General features: G+C 37.8%; 24 protein-coding genes and 1 tRNA gene. 11 read left to right on the top strand and 14 right to left on the bottom strand.

All coding sequences use genetic code 11. The annotated features are described in order from the left end of the window. Positions 1-21: 21 nt before the first annotated feature. The 4 genes from AACV00_RS08905 to AACV00_RS08890 form a co-directional block, all read right to left on the bottom strand. Positions 22-273: a hypothetical protein gene (locus AACV00_RS08905; RefSeq protein ID WP_161680251.1), complete on the bottom strand. Its 252-nt coding sequence runs from the start codon at positions 271-273 to the stop codon at positions 22-24. A gap of 214 nt (positions 274-487) precedes the next feature. Further along, positions 488-564: transfer RNA gene (locus AACV00_RS08900), tRNA-Pro, on the bottom strand. Between the two features lie 125 nt (positions 565-689). Then, positions 690-2,423 carry an LPS biosynthesis-modulating metalloenzyme YejM gene (gene yejM / locus AACV00_RS08895; protein ID WP_017628394.1) on the bottom strand — a complete coding sequence of 578 codons (1,734 nt, stop codon included), beginning with the start codon at positions 2,421-2,423 and terminating at the stop codon, positions 690-692. 23 nt (positions 2,424-2,446) lie between these two features. After that, positions 2,447-2,674 carry a YejL family protein gene (locus AACV00_RS08890; protein WP_004247042.1) on the bottom strand — a complete coding sequence of 76 codons (228 nt, stop codon included), beginning with the start codon at positions 2,672-2,674 and terminating at the stop codon, positions 2,447-2,449. Positions 2,675-2,837: 163 nt separating this feature from the next. Here AACV00_RS08890 and yejK point away from each other — a divergent pair, with 163 nt between their 5' ends. Further along, entirely contained in the window at positions 2,838-3,842 is a 1,005-nt protein-coding gene (gene yejK, locus AACV00_RS08885) for a nucleoid-associated protein YejK (protein ID WP_017628393.1), read from the top strand. A gap of 83 nt (positions 3,843-3,925) precedes the next feature. On the opposite strand, the gene rplY is transcribed toward yejK, so the two are convergent. Both rplY and AACV00_RS08875 read right to left on the bottom strand, forming a co-directional pair. Further along, on the bottom strand, positions 3,926-4,210 hold the full coding sequence (rplY, locus tag AACV00_RS08880; RefSeq protein WP_004247799.1) for a 50S ribosomal protein L25: 285 nt from the start codon (positions 4,208-4,210) through the stop codon (positions 3,926-3,928). Between the two features lie 140 nt (positions 4,211-4,350). Then, positions 4,351-6,114 carry a DEAD/DEAH box helicase gene (locus AACV00_RS08875; RefSeq protein WP_004251887.1) on the bottom strand — a complete coding sequence of 588 codons (1,764 nt, stop codon included), beginning with the start codon at positions 6,112-6,114 and terminating at the stop codon, positions 4,351-4,353. A gap of 194 nt (positions 6,115-6,308) precedes the next feature. Here AACV00_RS08875 and rsuA point away from each other — a divergent pair, with 194 nt between their 5' ends. The 3 genes from rsuA to AACV00_RS08860 all read left to right on the top strand — a co-directional run bounded on the left by rsuA (position 6,309) and on the right by AACV00_RS08860 (position 9,096). Then, entirely contained in the window at positions 6,309-7,013 is a 705-nt protein-coding gene (gene rsuA, locus AACV00_RS08870) for a 16S rRNA pseudouridine(516) synthase RsuA (RefSeq protein ID WP_161680249.1), read from the top strand. Positions 7,014-7,048: 35 nt separating this feature from the next. Further along, entirely contained in the window at positions 7,049-8,233 is a 1,185-nt protein-coding gene (locus AACV00_RS08865) for a Bcr/CflA family multidrug efflux MFS transporter (RefSeq protein ID WP_004247802.1), read from the top strand. A gap of 515 nt (positions 8,234-8,748) precedes the next feature. Beyond that, positions 8,749-9,096 carry a YejG family protein gene (locus AACV00_RS08860; protein ID WP_004247049.1) on the top strand — a complete coding sequence of 116 codons (348 nt, stop codon included), beginning with the start codon at positions 8,749-8,751 and terminating at the stop codon, positions 9,094-9,096. A 185-nt stretch (positions 9,097-9,281) separates the two neighbouring features. Here AACV00_RS08860 and mepS read toward each other — a convergent pair whose 3' ends face one another. Both mepS and AACV00_RS08850 read right to left on the bottom strand, forming a co-directional pair. After that, on the bottom strand, positions 9,282-9,896 hold the full coding sequence (gene mepS, locus AACV00_RS08855) for a bifunctional murein DD-endopeptidase/murein LD-carboxypeptidase (RefSeq protein ID WP_004247050.1): 615 nt from the start codon (positions 9,894-9,896) through the stop codon (positions 9,282-9,284). Between the two features lie 348 nt (positions 9,897-10,244). Beyond that, complete coding sequence (locus AACV00_RS08850) at positions 10,245-10,967, bottom strand: phosphatase PAP2 family protein (RefSeq protein ID WP_017827322.1); 723 nt, start codon at positions 10,965-10,967, stop codon at positions 10,245-10,247. 346 nt (positions 10,968-11,313) lie between these two features. On the opposite strand from AACV00_RS08850, the gene AACV00_RS08845 reads away from it, so the two are divergent. Beyond that, a complete protein-coding gene (locus AACV00_RS08845) occupies positions 11,314-11,625 on the top strand; it encodes a hypothetical protein (RefSeq protein WP_004247804.1) in 312 nt (103 codons plus the stop codon). Positions 11,626-11,889: 264 nt separating this feature from the next. Beyond that, positions 11,890-12,216 carry a hypothetical protein gene (locus AACV00_RS08840; protein WP_004247806.1) on the top strand — a complete coding sequence of 109 codons (327 nt, stop codon included), beginning with the start codon at positions 11,890-11,892 and terminating at the stop codon, positions 12,214-12,216. A 134-nt stretch (positions 12,217-12,350) separates the two neighbouring features. Here AACV00_RS08840 and yeiP read toward each other — a convergent pair whose 3' ends face one another. The 5 genes from yeiP to AACV00_RS08815 all read right to left on the bottom strand — a co-directional run bounded on the left by yeiP (position 12,351) and on the right by AACV00_RS08815 (position 17,175). Then, positions 12,351-12,923, bottom strand: coding sequence for an elongation factor P-like protein YeiP (yeiP, locus tag AACV00_RS08835; protein WP_004247807.1), 573 nt, complete (start codon positions 12,921-12,923; stop codon positions 12,351-12,353). 134 nt (positions 12,924-13,057) lie between these two features. Beyond that, on the bottom strand, positions 13,058-14,299 hold the full coding sequence (gene mtr / locus AACV00_RS08830) for a tryptophan permease (protein WP_036971495.1): 1,242 nt from the start codon (positions 14,297-14,299) through the stop codon (positions 13,058-13,060). 297 nt (positions 14,300-14,596) lie between these two features. Beyond that, positions 14,597-15,013, bottom strand: coding sequence for a nucleotide triphosphate diphosphatase NUDT15 (locus AACV00_RS08825; protein WP_004247058.1), 417 nt, complete (start codon positions 15,011-15,013; stop codon positions 14,597-14,599). Between the two features lie 84 nt (positions 15,014-15,097). Then, positions 15,098-15,943, bottom strand: a complete 846-nt coding sequence (gene nfo, locus AACV00_RS08820) for a deoxyribonuclease IV (RefSeq protein WP_004251877.1) — start codon at positions 15,941-15,943, stop codon at positions 15,098-15,100. A 146-nt stretch (positions 15,944-16,089) separates the two neighbouring features. Then, a complete protein-coding gene (locus AACV00_RS08815; RefSeq protein WP_202608920.1) occupies positions 16,090-17,175 on the bottom strand; it encodes a YeiH family protein in 1,086 nt (361 codons plus the stop codon). A gap of 184 nt (positions 17,176-17,359) precedes the next feature. On the opposite strand from AACV00_RS08815, the gene yieE reads away from it, so the two are divergent. From yieE to AACV00_RS08790, 5 genes are all read left to right on the top strand, one after another. Continuing rightward, a complete protein-coding gene (gene yieE / locus AACV00_RS08810; protein ID WP_004247811.1) occupies positions 17,360-18,250 on the top strand; it encodes a DNA-binding transcriptional regulator YeiE in 891 nt (296 codons plus the stop codon). 122 nt (positions 18,251-18,372) lie between these two features. Further along, the gene (locus AACV00_RS08805) at positions 18,373-19,860 is read left to right on the top strand and encodes an amino acid permease (RefSeq protein ID WP_004247812.1); all 1,488 of its coding nucleotides are present in this window, start codon (positions 18,373-18,375) and stop codon (positions 19,858-19,860) included. 780 nt (positions 19,861-20,640) lie between these two features. Beyond that, entirely contained in the window at positions 20,641-22,647 is a 2,007-nt protein-coding gene (locus AACV00_RS08800; RefSeq protein ID WP_004247813.1) for a ligand-gated channel protein, read from the top strand. 751 nt (positions 22,648-23,398) lie between these two features. After that, positions 23,399-23,608 (top strand): hypothetical protein, encoded by a 210-nt coding sequence (locus AACV00_RS08795; RefSeq protein WP_017628390.1) that lies wholly within the window; start codon positions 23,399-23,401, stop codon positions 23,606-23,608. Further along, on the top strand, positions 23,598-24,977 hold the full coding sequence (locus tag AACV00_RS08790) for an APC family permease (protein ID WP_004247065.1): 1,380 nt from the start codon (positions 23,598-23,600) through the stop codon (positions 24,975-24,977). The genes AACV00_RS08795 and AACV00_RS08790 overlap by 11 nt, the downstream gene beginning before the upstream one ends. A gap of 120 nt (positions 24,978-25,097) precedes the next feature. On the opposite strand, the gene tnpA is transcribed toward AACV00_RS08790, so the two are convergent. Next, on the bottom strand, positions 25,098-25,458 hold a 361-nt coding region (gene tnpA, locus AACV00_RS08785; RefSeq protein WP_161737335.1), incomplete at its 5' end, for an IS200/IS605 family transposase.

Genomic DNA, 25,458 nt, shown 5'->3' with positions numbered 1-25,458 from the left:
TTTATCAGCAATCGATAATCATTAACTTTTTATAATTGATTTACCATAAAAATACCTCTCCAACTTCTCAAACAAATCCCTCGCCACAGCCTCCGTCATATACGTCCTCATCGGTTCCCTACGAACATTCTTCATTTCAAACGTATTCTTATCAAACCTTGGATCAGAAAAGACAATATCCATAAACAGATAGCCACGAGGGTTATCTGCAGATAAACGAGCCTCTTCTAACTGAGCAATATATTCCGCATTATTGATTTCAAGCTTAATCATAGTATCACCTATTTAACTGTGTTTTTATACAGTAATTTATATAAGGCAATGAATAGAATAGCAAGGAGAAAAGGGTAATTTTATGAGCTAAAGAAAGGGAGATTTTGAGAGATGATCTGTCGTCGTTTTACCAGAGTTTTACCAGAGTTTTACCAGTGGCAAATTCCAGACATAAAAAAACCAACCGTAAGTAGTTGGTTTTCTTAAATAAAAATGGTCGGCATGATAGGATTTGAACCTACGACCCCTGACACCCCATGACAGTGCGCTACCAGGCTGCGCTACATGCCGATTGTGCTTAGTATATTACTGTTTTTTACTGCTAAAGCAACCCCTTAGATACTTAACTGCTGTATTTTTATTCATTATAGTGACGTCAGTTGTTATTAACTTTTTACTTATAGTCTTTTTTAATACTAACGCTCAATAAATCGTTTTTGCTCAGCCAGTACTTGCAATAATAGGCGTAAATCAGGTTTGGCGGATTGGATCTCTTTGCCTGATTTATCAAACAAAGCATATCTGCCATGTTTATCTATCATTAACGTATTATCTTGTAAAAAGACCACTAGAGTTTCATTATCACCAGTAAAAATCCAAGGGTGATTACGCGTATTAGCAAATAGATCTTCGCCTTGAGAATAGTTATCTGCAGGGCTAATAACACCTAATACATGTTGCATTAGCGTTGTCATTATATCTTGGTGGCTGGTTAGTTTATCTAGTTTTTGTGGTGTAACATTAGGCCAATGTATTACCAGCGGAACCTGCGATTGACTTAAGTTAAAAGTGTCTTTGTTAACAAGCCATTGGCTATCTTGTTTATCATTGTTCTGATGATAATTTGACGTTACCACTACAACGGTATTATCAAGTATGTTGCTTTCTTTTAAAGTAGTAAAAATGGTCTCTAATTGACTATTTAACTGTGCTTGAGAAGCTGATGTATGCTTATCACCGTTGATTTGTAAGAAAGAGAACCAAGGTGTGCTTTGTTTATTTTTTAACAACCATGAACGCCAACTATTAATCGTTGTGTCGTTATCCTCACTACGTGAAGTAGGTAGTGAGTAATCAGCCAGCACCGCTTGTGTAAATAATGGCGATTTAAATCCGTTAGTTGAAAATAGTGCTAATTGATAGTGACGATAATTTAAAGCGTCAAAGAGCGCTGAGTTTTTGCGGCTACTTAACACACTATCTAAGTAAGACGGTGAAATGCCATAAAATAATCCAAACAGCGCCGTTTCGTTATTTATGCCTGCTGAATAGTGTTGAGAGAAAGAGAGGTTATTATCAGCAAATTGTTGCAAGCTCGGTAGTTTGGCAACGTCTTCATTACCTAATCCATCAACCACAATCATAAGTAAGTTATATGAGCTTTCATCTTTAGAATAATCAAGAGGTGCAAGCGGGTAGGTGATACTTTGTGCCGCAGGATTACCCTCGCTCATTAAGCGCTGTTCATACTCAGATTGATTAATAAAACCATGCCGTTCAAGGAATTTACGTGCAGTCATTGGATAAGACAGTGGTAAGTTTGCACGTTGCATAGTAATAGGGCGATAAAAATTAGCATCTGCCCAAATAGACATAGAGTGGGATAAAATAAAGCAACTAATAAATACACAGGCTAATGGTTTTCCCCATCGCTGGCGGTTTAAGCTGCGCAGCTTTTGCCAACTCCATGTAGCAAATAGCATTTCGATAAGAAAGATAATGGGGATACCAATAAAAATAAGTTGCCATTCTCGCGCCATTTCACCTTCATCTGGATTGATAACCAAATCCCAAACCAACTGGGTCAAATGAAGTTGAAATTGCTGGTAAACAGCTATATCAAAAATAAGTAATGTCAATCCTGCGCTAGCTAAGGCGCAGGATATCACCCTAAGTAATCGTTGCGAAACTACCACAAAGGTCAACGGAAAAAGAATAAGGATATAAATGGCAAACACGATAAAACTAAAATGGCCCATCCAACTGACAATAGCGTAAAGACGACCTGCAAAGGTACTTGGCCAATCAGCAATAAACAGGTAACGGCTCCCAAGCAAAAGACTTAGAATAATATTAAACAGCGCAAACCAGTGACCCCAACTGATCATTTGGGATACTTTTTCACGATAGGACTGATTTCTCGTTACCATGTCTATAAATATTTCTGTGTTTATTAGTGAATATTGCCTTCATCAATTGAAGCACGTAAAGCGTGAACAAAAGAGTCTGCAATCAGCATTCGTTGAGCAGGGGCAATACTTGTATTGATTAAGTTTGTCACCATGTTCCCCAACACCATCAAAGAAAGATCTGTAGGAGTATGATGTTTTTCAAGAACGCTGACAAGTTCTGCAAGTAATTGCTCAACTTGTTCATCACTATAACGGGATTTTTGTGGCATAAAATCTGAATTCCTACTAAATGGATAAAACGCTATATGTTACCGCAAGGCGTGTTATTTTTCTGCTATTAAATTAATTATTTTGCGGTTATACCCCTTGATAGTAAAAGTAGGGGATGTTTGAATACGCGCACAAAAAGAATCGGGATAAAGGAGGGCGCCCATGAGTCTAGATATTAACCAGTTAGTCTTGCACCAACTTATTAAGCGTGATGAGCAGACATTAGAAGTGGTACTTCGTGATTCACTCTTAGACATTGAGCCGGTTGTTCAAGAGATGGTCGAAGAGTTACATCGTGTTTATAGTGCAAAAAGTAAAGCCTATGGTTTATTTAATGAAGAGAGCGAATTAGCTCAAGCATTACGTTTACAACGTCAAGGTGAAGAAGAATTTTTAGGTTTTTCTCGTGCAGCGACGGTTAGACTTAAAGATGAGTTAGCGAAATACCCTTTTGCTGAAGGGGGAACGGTTCTTTTTTGTCATTATCGTTATCTCGCGGTGGAATATTTATTAATCGCTGTATTGAATAGCTGTAATAGCATGTGGGTCAATGACAGTCTTGATGTATCTTCAACGCGCTATTTAGATATTCCTCATGCAGATATTATCGCTCGTATTGATTTAACTGAATGGGAAACTTCACCCGATTCTTTACGTTATTTAACCTTCTTAAAAGGGCGTGTAGGACGCAAAGTTTCAGATTTCTTTATGGACTTTTTAGGGGCGCAAGAAGGTTTAAATACTAAAGTACAAAATAAAGGCTTATTACAAGCGGTTGATGACTTTTGCGAAGCATCAGACATGAATAAACAAGAGCGCCAAACTTGTCGTGAACAAGTCTACAGCTATTGTAATGAGCAATTGCAATCGGGTGAAGAGATTGCATTAACTGAACTAGCACAAGAGTTACCGCCATTAGGTGATCAAAACTTTGCACAGTTTACAGAAGAAAAAGGGTATGAATTAGCGGAAACTTTTCCCGCAGATCGCAGTACATTACGCCAATTAATGAAGTATTCAGGAAGTGGTGGGGGGATAACGGTTAATTTTGATGCGAAACTGTTGGGGGAAAGAATTTTTTGGGATCCCGCTACCGATACACTGACGATAAAAGGAACTCCACCTAATTTACGCGACCAGTTACAGCGTAGAGTTTCAGAAAAATAGGCAATAGATAGAAACAAATAACGCCACATTAAGTGGCGTTACATGCTCGGCGTCCCGAAAAATAAAGCTCGAAGGTTGGCTTATTAAGCGCGCAGGAAGTCAATATGAGTAATTTTTGGCTTATACTCGTGACGTTGCACTGCTTTAACTTTAACTTTAGTTGCTTTACCATCGATAACGAGGTTAACGAAATCAGCGTAGAACTCAGATTTGTGTTCTTGGTTGATAACTTCGTTGTGATCTAAATCGATAGCGATTGGCTCTTCATTTCCGCCATAAACGATAGCTGGAAAACGGTTAGCCACACGCAGGCGGCGGCTCGCACCCTTACCCTGCTCTTTACGTACTGTTGCATTAATAGTTAACATCTTTTTTCTCTTATGAAAAAGAAAATACATACTTGTTACAGGCGACCCAGCAACAAGCTCGAGATTTGGTTTATCTAAAAACAGATAAAGCGGGGCGCATTTTAACGAAAAAGCACTCTAACAGCAAATATAAATCGACTTTAATATAAGGTATCTGCTTTACGAAAGCGTCCATGATAGTCAAATAACTTATTACGAATTTGCCAAAAGCCATCTTTTTTATTTTTTTGTGCCACAATAAAATCAGGATAACGTAATAAATCAAACTGATTAATAATATCTTGAGCGTTATGCCATACAAAAGGAACGCCAGGGGCGCGCTGGTGTTCGCGTAAAAACTTGAGTTCAAATACTTTACGTTGGGCAGGCGTTTTTAAACGAAATCGTTCTGAAACAGAAGTACCTTCTTCATCATAATAGTTGATTTTAAGCCACTCACCTTTTTCATCTTGACCACTGAGTAATTGCATTCCTCCACAGCGAAGGATAAGGGCGCCTTTTAGCTTTAAAGCAGCTTTGAGCATATCATCAGGATCAACTAGGATTTCATTACAGTGCACACAACGCCGTGCGGCGATATCATTTTCTTCATTACAGTGTGGGCATAATTTAAAACGAAAGCGATAATCACACTGTTTTTTTTGTCCTTGCTCATCAAGCTCCCAACCTTGGCAACGTCGCCCATAGTGCTCAATAATATCGCCATCTGCATCAACTATGCCCCAGAAAGTGTTAGCGAATTGACAGAGAGGACAAAACACTTGTACCGGTTTGCTATTTGGATTGGGCTTTTTACTACCCACTTCAGGAAGATAAAGGTCGTGAGGGTTACCTGCATAATCTAAGATTAAACATTCTGTTTTTCCTGCAAATAACCTTAATCCTCGTCCTACTATCTGTTGATATAAACTGACGGACTCCGTTGGACGTAAAATAGCAATTAAATCAACATGGGGCGCATCAAAGCCTGTGGTTAATACAGCAACATTAACCATATAACGTAGCTGTTGCTGTTTAAACTGTGAAATTAATGCGTCACGCTCAGAAGAGGGGGTTTCAGCACTGACTAACGCGGCTTGTCCTTGGGGTAATAATGTGAAGATTTCTGTCGCATGTTCGACTGTTGCCGCAAATATCATCACACCACGGCGTTGTTCACCGTATTCAATTATCTGTGACACAATATGGGGTGTAATACGCTGTTGTTTTTTTACTTCGCGATTGAGATCTTCTTGATTAAAAATACCATTTTGGCTAGTTCTAACTTGGCTAAAGTCATATTGCAAAATAGGCATATCTAAACGTGTTGGTGGGACTAAGAAATGGTGACTTATCATGTAGCGTAAAGGTAATTCATAAATACAGTCACGAAAAAAACAATTGTCATCTCCTTTTACCATACCGTGATAGTGATATTGGTAAATCCAACCAGTCGGTAAACGATAAGGAGTAGCCGTTAATCCTAAGATGCGTAGTTGGGGGTTAATGGTTTGAAGTTGTTTGATCACTTGTTGGTATTGGCTATCTTCAGACAGACTAATACGGTGACATTCATCAATAATTAATAGAGAAAAAGCATGCTCAAACTGCGATAAGTTACGTGCTACCGATTGTACACTGCCGAAAACAACCTTGCCTCGACTCTCTTTTTGCTGTAATCCGGCGGCATAAATATCCGCAGATAGACCATAGGCTTCATATTTGCTATGGTTCTGCTCTACTAATTCCTTTACATGTGCTAGAACCAATACCCGCCCACGTGCTCTTTTAGCAAGTTCGGCAATGACTAAGCTTTTTCCAGCACCGGTAGGTAATACAATAAGTGCTGGTGTTTTATGTTGGCGAAAATAAGTGATTGTCGCGTTAACCGCGTCAAGCTGATAAGGTCTAAGTGTAAAAGCCATAACCATACATCAAAAGCAAAACAGAGCACCAGCGTAGCACTTTTTAGCGATGAGTGCGAACAGAAAGACTGTAATTAAATACAGTGAAAGGCTAAATGATTTAAGGGTAAATTAATTAGTTGTTTTATTGTTAATATTCATTTTTAATAGATGCCTCATATCAGATGGTACTCTTCCATTTTTCAGAGAAATTCATGCGATTAGATAAATTTTTATCCCAGCAATTGGGGATTAGCCGTAATTTAGTAGCTCGTGAACTTAGAGCAGGGCTTGTGACTATAGATGGTGAAATGGTAAAAACAGGTGCGACTAAAATCACACCTGAACAAGAAGTTGCTTATGATGGCAATGTGTTGACACAAATTTTAGGCCCGCGTTATTTTATGTTGAACAAACCTATTGGTTATGTGTGTTCAACGGATGATCCTGTTAACCCCACCATTCTTTATTTTATTGATGAGCCACTAGCACATAAATTACATGCTGCGGGGCGTTTAGATATAGATACTACAGGGTTAGTGTTATTAACCGATAATGGTCAATGGTCTCATCGTATAACGGCACCTAAACATCACTGTGAAAAAACGTATGTCGTAACGTTGGAACAGCCTATTGCTACGGATGTCACTGAGAAATTTAAAACAGGTGTCCAGTTAAATGGCGAAAAAGAATTGACTAAGCCTGCGACATTGGAAGTAATAACACCGACAGAGGTAAAACTGACCATCAGTGAAGGGAAGTACCATCAAGTTAAACGTATGTTTGCTGCGGTGAGTAATCATGTTGTCGCGTTACATCGAGAGCGTATCGGTGATATCACATTAGATGATGCTTTAGCGCCAGGAGAATACCGACCGCTAACAGAAGAAGAAATCAATAGCATTCATCTACCTAAATAATAATTATATTTTGTCGTTTTTTGGAGTTTAACTGCGTGCAAGAGCAACGTCCGTCGTACTTTAGCCTCATTTTAATATTGGGGCTTATTTCCATGCTTATGCCACTGGCTATCGATATGTATCTGCCAAGTTTACCTACTATAGCACGGGATTTTGGCGTGCCTGGTGGCCAAGTTCAGATGACATTAAGTAGCTATATCTTTGGTTTTGCTATTGGACAAATGGTCTATGGGCCGATGGCAGATAGTCTAGGGCGTAAACCGGTTATTCTAGGTGGTGTGATTGTTTTTGCATTAGCATCGAGCGCTTGTGCATTATCTGACTCGATCGATATGCTAATTGGTATGCGTTTTCTACATGGATTTGCTGCCGCCGCTGCAAGTGTTGTCATTAATGCTTTAATGCGGGATATGTTTTCAAGAGATGAGTTCTCAAGAAGCATGTCATTTGTTGCATTAGTCATGACGATTGCTCCATTATTAGCGCCATTACTTGGTGCTTGGGTGATGAACTGGTTCTCATGGCATGCTATTTTTTGGAGTATTGCTATTGCGGCGATCATTGCTGCTGCATTAATTGCGCTCTATATACCGGAAACTTTGCCCAAACAGCACCGCCAACGCTTTAGCCTACGAGTGACATTTAGTCAATTTATTAGCTTATTTAGAGCACGTCGAGTACTTTGCTATATCCTGGCATCGGGATTTTCTTTTGCAGGGATGTTTTCATTTTTAAGTGCAGGGCCTTTTGTTTATATCGAACTACATGGTATTCCATTCGACCAATTTGGCTTGTACTTTGGTTTTAATATTATTTTCTTGATTGTCATGACCAGTATCAATGGGCGCTATGTGCGCCGATTTGGTGCACTGAATATGTTACGTTTTGGGTTAACTGTGCAGTTTTTAATGGGCATATTCTTAATATTGGTGGTTGCCCTTAATTTACATTTTTACTTCCTTGTTGTGGGGGTGGCTATGTATGTTGGTGGAATAGCCATGATAACCTCAAATGCGATGGCCGTTATTCTTGAAGACTATCCACATATGGCGGGTACGGTATCTTCTTTAGCCGGTACTATCCGTTTTGGTGTGGGGGCTTTAGTTGGAACCGCTATTGCAATGTTACCCGCTAAAACTGAGTGGCCGATGGTGAGTTCGATGGCATTTTGTGTTATCTGTGCCATGAGTTTCTTGTTACTTGCTCGTCGTTATAAATAAGAATATCACGCTATAAATACACTATATTTATAGCGTTTTCCTTTCTATTTATCTTTAAAATGTCATTATCGCCACGTTTTTCACTAAATATTTCTCTAAATTCTTTCCCTTCAATGTAACTTATTTGATTTGTATCAACACTTAATGTTGTGTTTTTGTTAAATTAACTAGGGTTTATTTTAATAATCATCTATTATTGTTTTAGTAATATGAAATATCATGATAAAAATTGATAGATTGTTTTACTTAAATGCGTAAAATTTTATGCAATTATTTTATATAGTTGATAAAATGTTAAATAAATGAAAGAATAATTGAAAAGAGTAATCAGGGCTGATAGGAAGGTTGATAAAGGTTAAGCGAAATAAACAGCTTAAAATACCTCTCTTTTTGTAAGATTATTGTAACGTTCATGCTTTATTTTTAACAATATTTTAATATGTGTGTGAGCAAGTCAGTTCAAACTCGTATTGATGATGTATTAAATTAACGTGTTGATGAAACAGGATTGATTTGTGGAAAATGTACAACTTTCGGTGGTTCATAAGCTGCCGCTGAGTTATCGGTGGCTAGCAGGCTTTACAGGAACAAGGGTAGAAATTCTCCCTGAGAATGATGCTAGTAGACAAAATACCTTGATTGGCTTAAAACTGCTAAGTCATGATGGTATGACTTTAGATGAGGCAATACAGAACTTACAAAAGTATCTGAATAATCTCAATATTGAAAATGTGATTATTGAGTGGGATGGCGTACCTTGTTTATTTTTACATAGTGATGATGAGTGCGCAGCACTTTGTTGCTTAAAAAATGCTGGGGTTGCAATTGCTGAGCCATTTCCAACAGACTACTCTTATCTGTAGTTCTTTTTTGTTCTTAATGGGTATTTCTCTACGACATATGCACAATCTATTGCTATGTACTTAGATAAAAATACTCACTAACGATGGCTATATGGCTCTGTTATGCAAGAAAAAACAACATAAAAAAGCCCCATACTCAATAAGTATTGGGGCTTTTTTATTGCGATAAGATATAAGGGAAAATTTTATCTTAATGACGCTTGAGAATAGTTATCAGCAAGACTTGTTGTTGTATTATTATCAATGATCCGACGTGCTGTATAGAAACGGTTTTTCCAATAGACATTGGACATTTCAGAAACGATAACACCACTGCTGGTTGACGCGTGAACAAACTTATCATTACCGATATAAATACCAATATGGCGCATAGTGCGACCAGTCTTAAACAGTACTAAGTCACCCGCTTTTAAGGTTGAACGATTAACTTTGGTACCAGCAAATTGCTGATCGGAGGTTGAACGAGGTAATTCGACACCAAATTGATCACGAAAAGTTCTTTGGACAAAAGCGGAACAATCAATACCACTTTTTGTATTGCCACCTAAGCGGTATGCAACACCTTTCCAGTCTGCATATTGGTCAAGTATCTTAGATTTTATATCGAGATTCTTCACCAATGATTCAAATTCATCTTGAGATGCTTGGGAAATAGATGTGCTTGAAGATTTATTAAGTGGGGCAGTTGTTGAATTAGCTAAGCGTGAAGACGCGTTTTGTGAACTACAGGCTGATAACGTAGCTACGACAATAAACGCCGGTATGAGCTTAAGCATTCTCATAAACGGTTTATTTCTCATTGTGACAGATTTCCCTTACATCCTTATGTGCGAGATGAGCACATGAATATTCACCAAATAACCAGAGAATATAGTGTAATTTAACTCTGGCAACCCTATTTCGCGAAAAACGTGCTCTAAAGCACGTAAATATCCACATTAAACAATAAATAATGTGGAAACGTAAAAAGTTTACATAAAGAAAAGTCAAATGGCGAGAGGAAAGAGGCTTAATTTACAAAACATTAGATAATAAAGAACACATACTAAAAATGATTATCTTTTTGTTATAAAACTATCCTTTTACAGATAAAAAATAAGCGCTCAGTAGGGCGCTTATTTTTACTTTTACTTATTTTTTATACTTAATTAGCTAAATACTTTTTTGCCTTTAAAAGGGAGATGCTCATCTAGCCAATGAATGATGATATCGGATGCAGGGGTTATTAATAACCAGCTTGTTGTGACTAAAGTGAGCGAGATAGAGCCAACTAAGATATCAGAAGCCCAATGTGCGCCAGCCATAACACGAGGTAATGAAAAAATTACCGTAATCAAAAGGGCACATAAAAAAGAGCGAAATGAAAGATAACGTAATATAAAGCTACAAAAGATCAGTAGCATCAAACCATGATCGCCAGGAAAGCTATCACCTGATGCATCTTTAGTCGGTATTCCTGTCACTACACCTACGCGGTGCACATCGTGAAAATGAAGTGTTGGGCTAGGTCTTTCGATAGGAATATTTTGTCCAATCTGATTAATTACGATTGCACTTAGCACCATAACTATTCCCACAATAATGAGATGGCGTTTGCCCTGATAATCTTTCTGACGAAAGGTATGGTAATACAACCCTCCCATCGCCAGCAGAATAATCACATCGAATGCTCGATTATTGACATAAGCCACAAACATAGCAAAAGAAGAGTCTGGCAATAGTTGCCGATTAAAAAAATAAAAGATATGTGTATCTATTGAAAGCCAAAAGCCATGTTGTGCGGGAAGATACCAAGATAAAAAAAGAGTCAATCCAACCAAATTTAACAGCAAGATAAGAGACAATTTTTGTTTAGCAGTAGAAAGTTTCATAAGGATAATTAAAAAATTCGTTGATTAATTGTGATCTAAATCACAAATACTCTAAGTTTATGGCAGGGACTATAGCCAAAATAAAAAAAAATATCTTTGCAATTAATTGCTAAGGTAAATGTTATCTTTTTGTTTCAGGCTTGTTAGCTTCTCTTATCTTGATATAAGTCAAATATAGAATATTTTTTATTGATAGTCTTAATTTGAGTATTTTATAATTTCTTTCTAAACTTTAATCAAAGATAAAAGTTAAATAAATAAAGTTACTAGCCGATATTAGTTATTAGTTTAATAGCATATTGGCTCGTGGACATTCTGTACTTAAATAAATGAGAGGAGGTTTATTTTGAAAAAGATACCGATAGTTTTAGCATGTCTAGGTCTATTATTAACGGCACCTAGTTTAGCACGTGAAAGTAAAGTGTTAGGCTCAACAACAATTACTTTTGTTGGTGCTATTGTCGAAGGCGGATGTTATGCATCATCAGAAGAAAATACTGTTAAAACAAGTTGTTGGAATGGTAAGGAGATGAAAGACTTCCAATATAAACTAGATGCTAATCAGCAATTTAACTCGCAATTAATTAATAATAAAGGTTTTATGGATATCGAATGGATTAACGATCATCTAGCAGTAATGAATATTGTTTATAATTAGTTAATTAATACTAATAATAAAATAAATTGTGTTAATTAAATAGAAAGTTGATGTTTAAATAATTAGGTTATTAAAGTTATGAATATTTGACTTAAGCTTAAATCAACGTTGATTTTTTATTTATAAATAAAAACCACTCATATTTGATAGACATCAAACATTCTTATTGTGTCTATATGAATGTCATATTTTATTGCTATGATAAAAGTATGTCGAGTAGGCGTGATCCTCATACCTACTGCGCAAACAAGAAGTGAGGTCGTTATGAAAAAATATCTGACCATTTTATGCAGTCTTCTCGTTTCCAGTTCGATATCATTTGCTTGGGCGTCAACAGCACAGCAAACCACAGGACAGATTTATGTACGAGGAGCGATTGTTGATCCAGCTTGTGAAATTAATTTCACACTCGATCAAGCTGAGTACCAATGTTACAAAAATAACAAAGTCTTTACATCAACCCAGTCTATTTTCCCTACCTCTTTTGAACAATCATCATCAATTATACTGCCTCAAAATATGGGGAAAGCTGAAATCCGTTGGATGGATGGCGCTGAAAAAAATGGATTGATTAATGTGCAATATTTTTAATTGTGTATTGACAGGGAATGATTAGGTAAACAAGTCAAATAATCGTTGTCACAGTGGGTTTCTTACGATTATCTGACCTATTTAGCATCACATCAGTAAAATATTACTTTGTGAGGGAGGTTTTTGGCGGTTAATTAATCAGCACGCCCCATATAGCGACGTTCAGCAATATGAATACGGATTTTATCCCCTGTAGAAAGATATTCAGGGACTTGAATGACTAATCCAGTAGGTAGAGTCGCAGGCTTAGTACGAGCGCTCGCTGACGCGCCTTTAATGCCCGGTACTGTTTCGATAATTTCCATATCAACAGTTTGCGGTAACTCTAAAGCTAAAACTTGTCCATCCATAGTTAAGACCTGCATTCCAGCTAAGCCTTCTTCTGGAATAAACAGCAGCTCTTCTTCAATCTGATCTTTTTTGAAGGTGTAAGGTGTATAATCTTCATTGTCCATAAAGACATATTCATCACCATCGATATACGAGAAACTGACTGCACGGCGTGTTAAGTTGATAGTATCGAGGATATCATCCCCTTTAAAACGTTCTTCTACTTTTTGGCCTGTACGAATATCAGTAAAGCGCATTTTATACAAAGTACTTGCACCGCGAGCACTTGGCGCTTGGATGTCGATATCTTTTACCAATAATAATTTATTGTTATAACTGATAGCCATACCGCGCTTAATTTCATTAGCTTTTGCCATAGGTAACCTTCTATAAATAGCATTGACGATAATGGCGACAAAATTACTCGTAGTACTGAAACTTGGCAAGTATTTCGCAATATTTTTTTGGCAGAAGAAGGTTCAAGCCAGCATATTGCTGGCTTGACGGAAGATCAGCGGTAAATAGGTAGGAGATTAAAGTTTGCTAATATGTGTGCAATCGCATTAATTGCACCAAATAAGATCACAAAGATAATCATAAAGGTGCCACCAGGTGCTTTAAAGCTTTGTTGCTGATGACGTTGACGACTGGCTTTTGCCATTAATGCTGGAATTATCGCCGCCCAAATTGTGGCTGCAAGTCCTGCAAAGCCAATAGCATACAAGAAGCCATCAGGAAAAATAATCGCTAAAATAGTAGGTGGTACAAAAGTTACGATGGCCGATTTTAAACGTCCTGTCCCTGTATTTGAGAATTTAAAGAAATCAGCTAAATAATCAAATAACCCTAAAGACACGCCTAAAAATGAACTCGCTAATGCCATATATGAGAACAAGTCTAATAAGAATGAAACGGAAGTATTTGCTGTATTGATACGCATTTGTGCCAGTAAGTTACCAATATTTCCGCCTTCAGCAATGACTTGTTTAAAGCCTTCACGAGGAATATTACCTTGTACAACAAACTGCCATAAAATGTAGATAGCCAGCGAAATCAAGGTACCAATTAATAGACTTTTCATCACGGCTTTACCGTCTTTACGGTAGTAGGTGACTAATCCAGGAATATTGCCGTGATAACCAAAGGAGGTTAATAAATAAGGTAATGCGGCTAGTGCATAAGGTAAATAACTGGCATGGCTTTCTGTTGTATTAAATAATACTGGCATTTTCACTTCGGTAAATAATCCACCGATAGCAAATACAAAAGCCACAATCATACCGCCAATTAATATGGTACTTAAGCGATCAACGGCTCGGGTTGATAACCAAACGAAGAAAGCAACAACAAGGGCAAATACTAAGCCTGCAACGGCTTGTGGCAAGCTAACCACATTAGCAAAATTTTGCACAATGATGGAGCTACCTGCAGAAATATAGGCATAAGTTAAAATATAGAGAACAAAAGCAATAGAAAGACCATTAATGGTACTCCATCCCTTACCTAATAAATCTTTGGTAATAGTATGAAAGCTTGATCCTAGGGGGTAGTGAAGATTAACTTCTAAGATCATTAAGCCAGACATAAATAGGCAAAACCAAGTATAAATGAGTAAAAAGATAGAGCCGGTAAACCACACACCGGAAGTCACAATAGGGATGGAGAACATACCGGCGCCTACCGCCGTACCGGCAATAATCATCGCACCACCGAGTATAGATGGGCGTTTAGCAATGGATGTGACTTCTGGCATAACATGTCCTTATAAAAAATGACTCAATGTACTAGCTTGATAGTGTAGAGAATACACGCTTGATCTGAGGGTGTAAATAGAGCACTTCCTTGTTTATTAAATAAAAAAATGAATAAAAATAGTACAATAAGTTTTTATCTTTATATAAATCAATGGGTTAAATCATTTGTGCTCAAAAATAAGCCAAATATAATAAAGGACATTAAACAGAAAAAAGATCACGTTGAATAATAACTAAGTAGGGGAAAAACATTATTCTGAATAAAGAATATTCAGAATAATGATGAAGAGTGTTAATTAAGGTTGATAGAAACGTTTACTTTTCCATAAAGCAATAGAATTACGGCTCGCTTCAAAATGGGGTTCAGGTAAATCATCAGGTGAGCACCAGCGTAGTTCAGAACATTTATCTGGCTCCATTAACTTAGGCTCGCCACCTTGATATTGCGCTATCATACAGATAGATACGGTATGTTTACCTTCTAATTGATAAGTTTGTAGATTGTTGCTGATCCCAATCACTTCAGGAGTAGGGATGGTAATGCCAATCTCTTCTTCAATTTCACGAATAGCACATTGCTCAAAGGTTTCCCCCGGATCGACATGGCCACCAAAAATTGACCAATAAGGGGCGTGTTTGCCACAGCGTTTACCTAATAATACTTCACCTTTTTCATTGACGATGATCACTCCAACACCAACGACTACAGACATGAGAGACTCCAAAATAGCATACGGATAAAAAAATAGAGGCTTGCGATTTTAGTACATCAAATCGCAAGTAAAAAAGAAATAAGGTTATTGAGTTTGTTGTGATTTTAACCAAGCTATTTCTTCTGGCCAAATATCAGGATTAATTGTTTCTAAGATAAGTGGGATCCCATCAAAACGGGTATCTTGCATAATATAAGTAAAGGGTACTTTGCCAATATTGCCTTGCCCTAAACTATGATGGCGATCGACACGACTAGCCAATTCGCTTTTAGCATCATTTAAGTGCATGGCTTTTAAATATTGAAAGCCGACAATATTATCAAATTCAGCAAAGGTCTTTTCGCAGTCTTCAACGGTACGTAGATCATAACCTGCAGCAAAAGTGTGACAAGTATCAATACAAACGCCCACTCGAGATTTATCTTCCACACCATCGATAATGGCGGCGAGATGTTCAAAACGATAGCCTAAGTTAGTGCCTTGTCCAGCGGTATTTTCAATCACTGCGGTCACATTTTGGGTTTTATCTAAGGTGATATTAATTGATTCAGCGATGCGTTGCAGACATTTATCAACATCGATTTTTTTTAAATGGCTACCTGGGTGAAAATTAAGTAATTCAATGCCTAATTGCTCACAGCGTTGCATCTCATCGAGAAAAGCGGCTCTTGATTTTTCAAGGGCTTCTTCTTCTGGATGCCCTAAATTAATCAGATAGCTGTCGTGTGGTAAAATTTGTGCAGGACCATAGCCATAGATTTCACAATTTTTTTTAAATTTATCAATCGATTCAGTTGATAAAGGGGCTGCTTTCCATTGGCGCTGATTTTTAGTAAAAAGAGCAAATGCCGTTGCTTTGATCTCATGAGCTCGTAATACAGCCTGATCAACACCACCTGCAGCACTGACATGTGCGCCAACAAATTTCATCATAGTTCTCCTCTAATCTCATTTCACACTACGATAACAAATCGTGGGCTTATTGACATCTGAATATGAGGAAAATAAAAAGGCGCAACTTAAACTAGAATAAGTTGCGCAATACGGAGGTACATACTCAAGGATAGATTAAACAATCACATCAACACAGATTGGATAAAGATATTAATAGCAGCACCACCTAACGTTAGCCAGAAAAAGAGAAATAAAGCTAGCAGTAGTGGTTTTACACCCGCTTGACGTATCGCACTAATATGCGTTGTTAAACCTAGTGCTACCATCGCCATTGCCAATAAAATAGTATCAATAGTAACGATATAGCTCACAATAGCGGCAGGAATTAAATTAAATGAATTAAAACCAGCCATTAAGATAAAGAACACAGCAAACCAAGGAATAGTTATCGGACGTTTTTCTGTTGTCGCACCTACTGTTTTACGGCCCTTTTTACTAATATAAGTAGAAAGGATAATTAAGAAAGGTGCCAGCATCATCACGCGGATCATTTTACTAATTACGGCTGCATTTTCTGCATCTGGACTAATTGAATGACCCACCGCAACAACTTGAGCGACTTCATGTATGGTTGAACCAGCGAAGATACCAAAAGTTTCTTCACTAAAAGGTAACCAACCCGCAAAAGCGTTAAGATGGAAAAACCATGGGTAGAGGAAAATACCGATAGTTCCAAAAATTACGACAGTGGATACAGCCACCGCAACTTGGCTCGCCTGAGCTTTTACAACAGGCTCTGTTGCCATGACCGCAGCCGCACCACAAATACTACTACCCGCACCAATTAACATGACGGTTTGATCATCAAGACCAAAATATTTTTTCCCCACCCACATTGCAATGAGAAAAGTTGAGGTCAACATAATAGCGTCAATAATTAATCCTGTTGCACCTACATCTGCAATTTGCTGAAAAGTTAGTCTAAAACCGTATAGGATGATCCCCGCACGTAGTAAATAGTGTTTGGCAAACTTAACGCCTTCATCACTATAAGGTTTAGCGATGGGATAAACCGTATTACCCGCAATAATGCCAAATAAGATAGCCAGTGTAAGAGCACCTAACCCCATACTGGAAAACCATGGAATATCACCTACGTAAATAGCGAGGGCGGTTAATATACCTGTTAGCAGCAAGCCGGGGAGCCAGCGATAAACAGGAATAAAACATTTTTTAGCCAATGTGGTTGTTTGACTTTGCTCTGACATAGAAAAACCTTGCTTATGTAAATTTTGCATAAGCATATAACAGATACTATTATTTATTAAATTCATTATTTTTATAATAATAACCACTAAAACTAATATAGATATATTTTCACAATTGTTCTTGGTATGTTATTGGTTTGTGGATAGTATGTTATTACTATGACAGCTAAAAGGTGGGATGGACATGCGTATTACATTGCGACAACTGGAAGTATTTACTGAAGTACTTAAAAGTGGTTCTACAACACAGGCTTCACAACAGTTGGCATTATCTCAATCCGCTGTGAGTGCTTCTTTAACTGATCTAGAAAATCAGTTAGGAGTACAACTTTTCGATAGAGTGGGGAAGCGCTTAGTGACTAATGAACACGGGCGATTATTATATCCAAGGGCACTCTCTTTACTTGAGCGTGCTACTGAAGTAGAGCAGTTATTTCAAGCCGGAAATGGTGCTTTACGTATTGCTGCAAGCACCACTATTGGTAATTATATTTTGCCACAAATGTTGGGTAATTTTCATCGTAACTACCCCGATATTCCACTTGAAATGAGTATTGGCAATACGGAAGAAGTCGTCAAATCAGTCAGTGAATTCCGTGTTGATTTAGGCCTTATTGAAGGGGCTTGCCAAAGCTCTGAATTGATCAGCCAAAAATGGCTACTGGATGAAATGGTCATATTTTGTTCCCCTGAACATCCTTTAGCTAAGGCGAAAACAGTGACATTAGCCGATCTTCAATCCGCGCCGTGGATCCTACGTGAAAACGGTTCTGGGACGCGAGATGTACTCAATCATCTGCTGTTTGCTTCATTACCCGGATATCGAATCGAAATGGAATTAGGTAATTCAGAAGCGATAAAACATGCTGTAATGTATGAAATGGGGATTAGTTGTTTATCTCGCCGAGTGATCCAAGATCAAATAGAGAGTGGCTCTTTAAAAGAGATAAAGGTCGAAGGTCTAAAATTACAACGTACTTTATATTTGGTCTATCATCGCCAAAAACATGTCTCTGATGCCCTCAAAAAATTACTTTCATATTGTAATGCTGAACATTTAATCGACAACGCTTGATAAGTTACTAATAATTGAAGCCCGATTATGAAGGTATCTTATAATCCTAGATCCTTGCTATTCACCACAGCCAGATTTGTTACAATTGATGCTAGGAATATGAATATAACCGTGGAATGATAATGTCAGAACAACAAACAGATACCGCAAAATCGGGTGCGGTACGCACTTTGCGTCGAGAATTAAAGGCGCGACATTTAGCGATGATCGCTATTGGTGGTTCAATTGGTACAGGGCTTTTTGTCGCATCAGGTGCAACTGTTGCTCAAGCAGGGCCTGGGGGCGCATTACTCTCTTACGCATTAATAGGACTTATGGTCTATTTCCTTATGACCAGCCTTGGAGAGTTAGCGGCATTTATGCCTGTTTCCGGATCTTTTTCAACTTATGGCTCTAAATATGTTGATGAAGGATTTGGTTTCGCACTAGGCTGGAACTACTGGTACAACTGGGCTGTGACGATTGCAGTTGACTTAGTCGCCGCGCAGCTCGTGATGCTGTATTGGTTCCCTGATGTGGATGGTTGGATTTGGAGTGCGTTATTTTTAGCCGTTATTTTCTTGCTTAACTATATTTCTGTAAAGGGATTTGGTGAAGCTGAATATTGGTTTTCATTAATTAAAGTATCGACCGTGATTATTTTTATTGCGGTGGGTATTGCGATGATCACCGGTATTATGAAAGGTGCTGAAAATGCAGGTTGGCACAACTGGGAAATCGGTGATGCGCCTTTTGCTGGTGGTTTTGCCGCCATGATAGGGGTAGCGATGATTGTTGGGTTCTCTTTCCAAGGAACTGAACTTATCGGTATCGCAGCGGGGGAGTCGAAAGATCCTGCGAAAAATATTCCTAAAGCAGTACGTAAAGTTTTTTGGCGTATTTTACTGTTTTATATCCTAGCTATCTTAATTATCAGTTTAATCATTCCTTATACCGATCCTAACTTGCTACGTAATGATGTGGGTGACATCAGTGTGAGTCCGTTTACACTGGTATTTAAAAATGCAGGGTTACTTTCAGCTGCCGCTATCATGAACGCAGTTATTTTAACGGCGGTGCTTTCGGCAGGGAACTCCGGTATGTATGCATCTACGCGTATGTTATTTACCTTAGCAAGAGAAGGTAAAGCGCCGAAATTTTTTGGTAAATTATCCAAAAACGGTGTTCCACGTAATGCACTTTATGCAACAACAGTGGTTGCGGGTTTATGCTTTTTAAGCTCAATGTATGGTAACCAAACGGTTTATTTATGGTTATTAAATACATCTGGTATGACAGGATTTATTGCTTGGTTAGGTATTGCAATCAGTCATTACCGTTTTCGTCGAGGTTATGTAGCACAAGGTCGTGATCTGAATGAATTGCCATATCGTTCAGGCTTCTTCCCTGTAGGACCTATTTTTGCCTTTATTCTCTGTTTAATTATTACATTAGGTCAAAACTATCAGGCATTTTTAGAAGATACTATTGACTGGTATGGTGTTGTGGCAACCTATATTGGGATCCCATTATTCCTGCTGATTTGGTTTACCTATAAAATAGTGAAGAAAACACGTTTTATTCGTTACAGTGAAATGCAGTTTCCTGAGCATATTGAAAACAAAAAATAGTTAGTTTTATCACTAAATAGAGAGCCGGCTAATTTGTGAACTTTATCACAATTTAGCCGGCTCTTTTTCTATTCTATGACTAATAATTACACAAATAAGAGAAAATTCTAATTTATATTCGCAATCGCATTGATAAGTATTCTTATTTGCTTTATTGTTAGCAAACAATTTATTGCATAATAATGTGACGACAGTGTTATTGGTTATAGAAAATAGATCTGATGTATGTAAAGCGTCATCATCCACTCTCTAGAGCGATTTTTAGCTCATCTAATAACGCATCGTTGTATAAGAAGTCATATATTGAATATCGCGTATTATATCAATTAAGCGAATTTTCTTCTTATTTGTCACATTATTCTCAATTAATCAATTTTAATGCAAAAAAGTGATGAATAAATTATCAAGTTAAACTTTGGCATATTTATCTGTTAATGAAACAGCTGGATAGAAAATCAATAGCAATATGCAAATAGGTGTAGGTATATATTTGTTTGATTAATCTACAGACAAGCCTGATAAATATATTGTCACTATTAATAGGATTTTATTAACACATTGTTTTAAAAGAAAATTCATATGTCAAATTACTTGAATGATAAAAATCTTATAGAAGCATAAAACAATAACAGCAGAAGTATAGGAATTTAGTCAATAGGGATATAAAAATAATATCAAAATAACTAAGGGTAATTAAATTAATTACCTTCATTGTTGAGCAACTGTCGATCTGTCCATCTATATAAAACTTAAAGAATATATATTCTTGGAGAATCGGGAATGGTAGTGTTAAAGAAAAATAAAATTGCGCTTGGCGTTGTTGCTGCTCTTGCATCAAGTTTTGTGATGACAGCTTCCGCAGAAGATCCTGAAAGGTTACTGGTGACAACCGCTTCGGGATTTAAACAGACTGTTGAAGATGCTCCAGCTTCTGTTTCAGTTGTAACTCGTGAACAATTAGAAACAAAATCATATCGTGATGTAACTGATGCGCTAAAAGATGTTCCGGGGGTGCTAGTGACGGGGGGCGGTAGCAGCTCTGATATTAGTATTCGTGGTATGGATCCTAAGTATACCATGATCTTAGTCGATGGTAAGCGTGTTGCATCTCGTGAAACGCGTCCTAATAGTGATAACTCAGGTATTGAACAAGGCTGGTTACCTCCTTTACCCGCGATTGAGCGTATTGAGGTAGTAAGAGGCCCAATGTCTTCTTTATATGGCTCTGATGCCATGGGAGGCGTTATCAATATTATTACGCGTAAAGCGCAAAAAGAATGGAACTTTAGTTTACGTGGTGACACAACGTTGACTGAGCGTAAAAATGAAGGAAATACAGGACAAGGTAGTTTCTATGCTGCAGGTCCATTGATTGATAATGTGTTAGGTCTAAAGCTGCAAGGGCAATATTCTCACCGTGGTGAAGATAGACGTGTTGATGGCTATAACCGTCAGATCACGGCAAGTGGTGGCGGTACATTAAGCTGGACACCAGATGAGAAAAATACCGTTGAATTTGAATTTAAAAAAGATAATCAACATCGTGATTCACGTGTTGGCTATTCAAAATCAGCTGAACTTGTTAAAGGAAAGGCACCACAAAGTAGCTTTACTGATTATGAGTTAACGCATTATGCCTTAACCCATGATGGTGTTTATGATTTTGGTACTATGAATACCTATGTTCAGCGCGATGAAAGCCGCAATCCATCACGTAAAATGGATTATGATGATACAACTGTTCGTAACCAAACCGTCTTTATGTTTGGTGATCATATGTTAAGTGTCGGCGGTCAATATCGCTATGAAGAGCTGAAAGATGAAGGCAATAAGCTTAAAGGTAATAATAAGCTAGATCGCTATAGTTGGGCGCTGTTTGCTGAAGATGAGTGGACATTGACAAACGACTTCGCTTTAACCGCCGGTTTACGGATGGATAAAGATGAAAACTTTGGTACTCACTGGACACCGCGAGTTTATGGTGTTTGGCATTTAGCTGATGAATGGACATTAAAAGGTGGGGTATCTACTGGATATCGTTCACCGGATTTACGTCAAGCGACAGCTACTTGGGGACAAGGGACTGGCGGTGGTCGTTATGATGCAGTTATTTACGGTAATCCTGACTTAAAACCAGAAAAATCGGTGACAGAGGAAATTGGTATTATTTGGGATAATCGTGATAACTTAACGGCAAGTTTAACGATTTATAATACTGATTTTAAAGATAAAATAACAGAAGTTCGTCGTTGCGATAGTCGTTCAGACAAAGCACCGGGTATGCGCGATTGTACATTAGCTGATGGTGTTGGTAATAGTGGCGACCCTTATGATTTTGTAAGTGATAGAACTAACGTTGATAAAGCCAATATGCGTGGTGTTGAAGTTACTGCTAACTGGATTATTTCCCCAGAATGGAATTTAGCAGCAAACTACACGTTCACAGATACGGAACAAAAGAGTGGCGATTTCAAAGGTAAGCCTTTGAATAAGCAACCGCGCCATATGGCAAACGCGACCTTAAATTGGGAAACCACCCCTGAAATGGAAACTTGGGCACGCATTAATTTCCGTGGTAAGACATCAGAATATTTATCACGTACTTCAATGTCTAAGAGCACTCCTTCATATGCCTTTGTTGATGTAGGTACTAGCTATAGTCTAACGAAGCAACTAAATCTGATCGGTGGCGTCTATAATGTTTTTGATCGTCGCATCGAAAGAGATAATTACGGTTCAACCTTAGAAGGCCGTCGTTATAACATCGGATTAAACTACAACTTCTAGTTTTATCCCTCAGTGTGTGTCAATCTAGCTCCACATTATGTGGAGCTTTTTTTGTTATTTAATTAAAGCCAATACTGGCAAAATGCATAATAGGCATTTATATTTAGTTTAATGAATCACCTAAAAATAAGGTTCATTTGTTTTAACCACTGACTATCTTTACTGAATACTTAATCTTTTTTTCTTATTACTGAAAATCGTTTTTGATTACTCTATATGGCTTGTTGAAAAATAATGGTATTTCAGTTGTCTGTATCTTTTTTAGTCTTTATAGCGTGAAAGAAGCAATTAATTTTCATTAGATTTGTTTATGTATCATTGATGCTTTATTTTGGTTGGTATTGTTGTATATAACATGCAAAATTAATTAACTTTTTGATTGTTAATGTATTAATGATTTTTGTTGTTTAATACCAAACGACAATAGGCTATATCTCAAAGTTAGGCTTTGTGATAAAAACGCAAATATTGTCAATGAAATGTGACAGTAAAGGCTAACTTAGTTTGCTATTTAAAAAGATCGTAAAAAAAGGTGGTTTTTTGATGAAAATCTATTGCTATTTAAGTCTGAGACGTGCAAAATGCGCCCACTAAAAATATGACTGATGCGTTTTAACTGCATCGGTTTTTTTTTGCTTTTTACTTATTACTACACCAAGAGGTCAGACTTATTTTAGTCTGAATAGATAACATAATTTGATTAGCAGCCAGCCCCTTAGAGAAAGGGTTGTCGTGATAGAGGAATGCTAATATGGTACAATTATTCTCTTTCGCAGTCGGGCCTAACGGCACCTGCGGTAATGATGACTACGGAGCACGGCGTCTCCTAAACTCACTCCTGTCCTCAAAAACTTCTTTCTATTCTGTTTATAGACAGATGCGAAGTCTTCCCAGTAACTGTCGGTTGAGTTTATCAAGTACTCAGTTCGAAGTTATGGGAGGGTTCGCTCATGTCAGATAATGTCATCTCCTCTATCGGCACCAATCAAACTGGTGTTAATAACCGTGTTCAATTACGCAAAACATTGACGCTAATGCAAGTCGTCATGATGGGGTTGGCATTTTTACAACCTATGACGATTTTTGATACTTTCGGTATTGTATCAGGCATAACCAATGGTCATGTGGCAACATCATATGCTATTGCGTTAACCGCTATTTTATTTACCGCAGTGAGCTACGGGAAATTAGTCAAGCGTTTCCCTTCAGCAGGCTCTGCTTATACTTATGCACAAAAATCCATGAGCCCACATGTTGGTTTTATGGTTGGGTGGTCTTCATTATTAGACTACTTATTTATGCCAATGATAAATATCTTATTGGCTAAAATTTATTTACAAGCCATATTCCCAGGCGTTGATCCGTGGATCTTTGTTGTTGCGTTAGTCGCGTTAATGACATTTTTTAATCTACGCGGAATTAACGTTGTGGCTAACTTAAATACCGTTATTGTTGTTATTCAAGTAGCTGTAATGGTGGTATTTGTTGGTTTATTAATTCATGGCGTATATAACGGCGAAGGTACAGGGGAGTTATGGACTTTCCGCCCATTTGCGTCAGTGGATGCTGAATTAATCCCAATGATAACCGGCGCGACAATTTTGTGCTTCTCGTTCTTAGGGTTTGATGGCATTAGTACCTTATCTGAAGAAACACCTAATGCCGGTAATGTGATACCAAAAGCGATTTTCTTAACTGCGTTAATCGGTGGTTTAATTTTTATCGCTGTTTCTTATTTTTTACAATTATATTTCCCAGATATTTCACGTTTTAAAAATCCAGAAGAGTCACAACCTGAGATTATGCTGTATGTAGCAGGGGCCTTGTTCCAGTCTATTATCTTAGTGTTTTCTTGTGTGACGGTATTAGCATCGGGTATGGCGGCTCACGCAGGTGTTGCGCGTCTGCTGTATGTGATGGGACGTGATGGTGTATTCCCTGAGAAAGCGTTTGGTTATGTTCATCCTAAATGGCGTACACCGGCATTTAACGTACTGTTAGTTGGCTTTTTAGCGCTAGGGGCGATCTTTTTTGATTTAGTCACTGCTACAGCGTTAATTAACTTTGGTGCGTTAGTGGCATTTACCTTTGTCAATTTATCTGTTATTTCGCAGTTCTACATTCGTGAGCGTCGTAATAAAGGGTTAATGGATCATATTAACTATCTTATATTACCGATTATTGGTGCCGCGACAATGGGGGTACTGTGGGTAAACCTTGAACCAGGCTCTATGGAATTAGGACTGATTTGGGGGGCAATTGGTATACTTTATATGGTGTGGATCACTCGTCGATTCCGTCGACCTATGCCTCAAATGCCAGAGAAATAACATTGTATTTAGTATGTTGATTATTTAAAAATGGCCTCATTAGTGAGGCCATTTTTTGTTTATCCAAAGCACCGTAAAACTCCGTCCTTCAGGTCGGGGATATAAGGCGCGGTTTTTTAACTAACTAGGTGTTTCCTGTTGCTCAATGTACTGGCGGATAATGGATATTGCTGCGCCACCACAACTCCCCGCGAAATAACTTGGCGACCAAAGAACCCCCTTGTAGTAATCACGTTGGGCAATATCAGGACGATCACGTCGAAGTAATCGACTCGATACCCCTTTAAGGCTGTTAACCAGATTAGATATCGCCAGTTTTGGCGGGTAATTAATCAGTAAATGAACGTGATCCCGTTCTCCATCCATTTCAACCAGTTCAACATCAAAATCAGCACAAACACTGGCAAAGTAGCCTCGCAATTTTTCAATGGCATCCTGATCAAATATTTTTCGCCGGTATTTTGTGACAAAGACCAAATGG

The sequence above is a fragment of the Proteus sp. G3927 genome (genome assembly GCF_963894685.1).
Lineage (GTDB): Bacteria > Pseudomonadota > Gammaproteobacteria > Enterobacterales > Enterobacteriaceae > Proteus > Proteus mirabilis.
This window is presented reverse-complemented; position numbering and strand designations above follow the sequence as displayed.

Coding starts and splice junctions, on each gene's coding strand:
- AACV00_RS08905 (WP_161680251.1), bottom strand. CDS start 273: ATGATTAAGCTTGAAATCAATAATGCGGAATATATTGCTCAGTTAGAA.
- yejM (WP_017628394.1), bottom strand. CDS start 2,423: ATGGTAACGAGAAATCAGTCCTATCGTGAAAAAGTATCCCAAATGATC.
- AACV00_RS08890 (WP_004247042.1), bottom strand. CDS start 2,674: ATGCCACAAAAATCCCGTTATAGTGATGAACAAGTTGAGCAATTACTT.
- yejK (WP_017628393.1), top strand. CDS start 2,838: ATGAGTCTAGATATTAACCAGTTAGTCTTGCACCAACTTATTAAGCGT.
- rplY (WP_004247799.1), bottom strand. CDS start 4,210: ATGTTAACTATTAATGCAACAGTACGTAAAGAGCAGGGTAAGGGTGCG.
- AACV00_RS08875 (WP_004251887.1), bottom strand. CDS start 6,114: ATGGCTTTTACACTTAGACCTTATCAGCTTGACGCGGTTAACGCGACA.
- rsuA (WP_161680249.1), top strand. CDS start 6,309: ATGCGATTAGATAAATTTTTATCCCAGCAATTGGGGATTAGCCGTAAT.
- mepS (WP_004247050.1), bottom strand. CDS start 9,896: ATGAGAAATAAACCGTTTATGAGAATGCTTAAGCTCATACCGGCGTTT.
- AACV00_RS08850 (WP_017827322.1), bottom strand. CDS start 10,967: ATGAAACTTTCTACTGCTAAACAAAAATTGTCTCTTATCTTGCTGTTA.
- AACV00_RS08840 (WP_004247806.1), top strand. CDS start 11,890: ATGAAAAAATATCTGACCATTTTATGCAGTCTTCTCGTTTCCAGTTCG.
- yeiP (WP_004247807.1), bottom strand. CDS start 12,923: ATGGCAAAAGCTAATGAAATTAAGCGCGGTATGGCTATCAGTTATAAC.
- mtr (WP_036971495.1), bottom strand. CDS start 14,299: ATGCCAGAAGTCACATCCATTGCTAAACGCCCATCTATACTCGGTGGT.
- AACV00_RS08825 (WP_004247058.1), bottom strand. CDS start 15,013: ATGTCTGTAGTCGTTGGTGTTGGAGTGATCATCGTCAATGAAAAAGGT.
- nfo (WP_004251877.1), bottom strand. CDS start 15,943: ATGAAATTTGTTGGCGCACATGTCAGTGCTGCAGGTGGTGTTGATCAG.
- AACV00_RS08815 (WP_202608920.1), bottom strand. CDS start 17,175: ATGTCAGAGCAAAGTCAAACAACCACATTGGCTAAAAAATGTTTTATT.
- yieE (WP_004247811.1), top strand. CDS start 17,360: ATGCGTATTACATTGCGACAACTGGAAGTATTTACTGAAGTACTTAAA.
- AACV00_RS08805 (WP_004247812.1), top strand. CDS start 18,373: ATGTCAGAACAACAAACAGATACCGCAAAATCGGGTGCGGTACGCACT.
- AACV00_RS08800 (WP_004247813.1), top strand. CDS start 20,641: ATGGTAGTGTTAAAGAAAAATAAAATTGCGCTTGGCGTTGTTGCTGCT.
- AACV00_RS08795 (WP_017628390.1), top strand. CDS start 23,399: ATGGTACAATTATTCTCTTTCGCAGTCGGGCCTAACGGCACCTGCGGT.
- AACV00_RS08790 (WP_004247065.1), top strand. CDS start 23,598: ATGTCAGATAATGTCATCTCCTCTATCGGCACCAATCAAACTGGTGTT.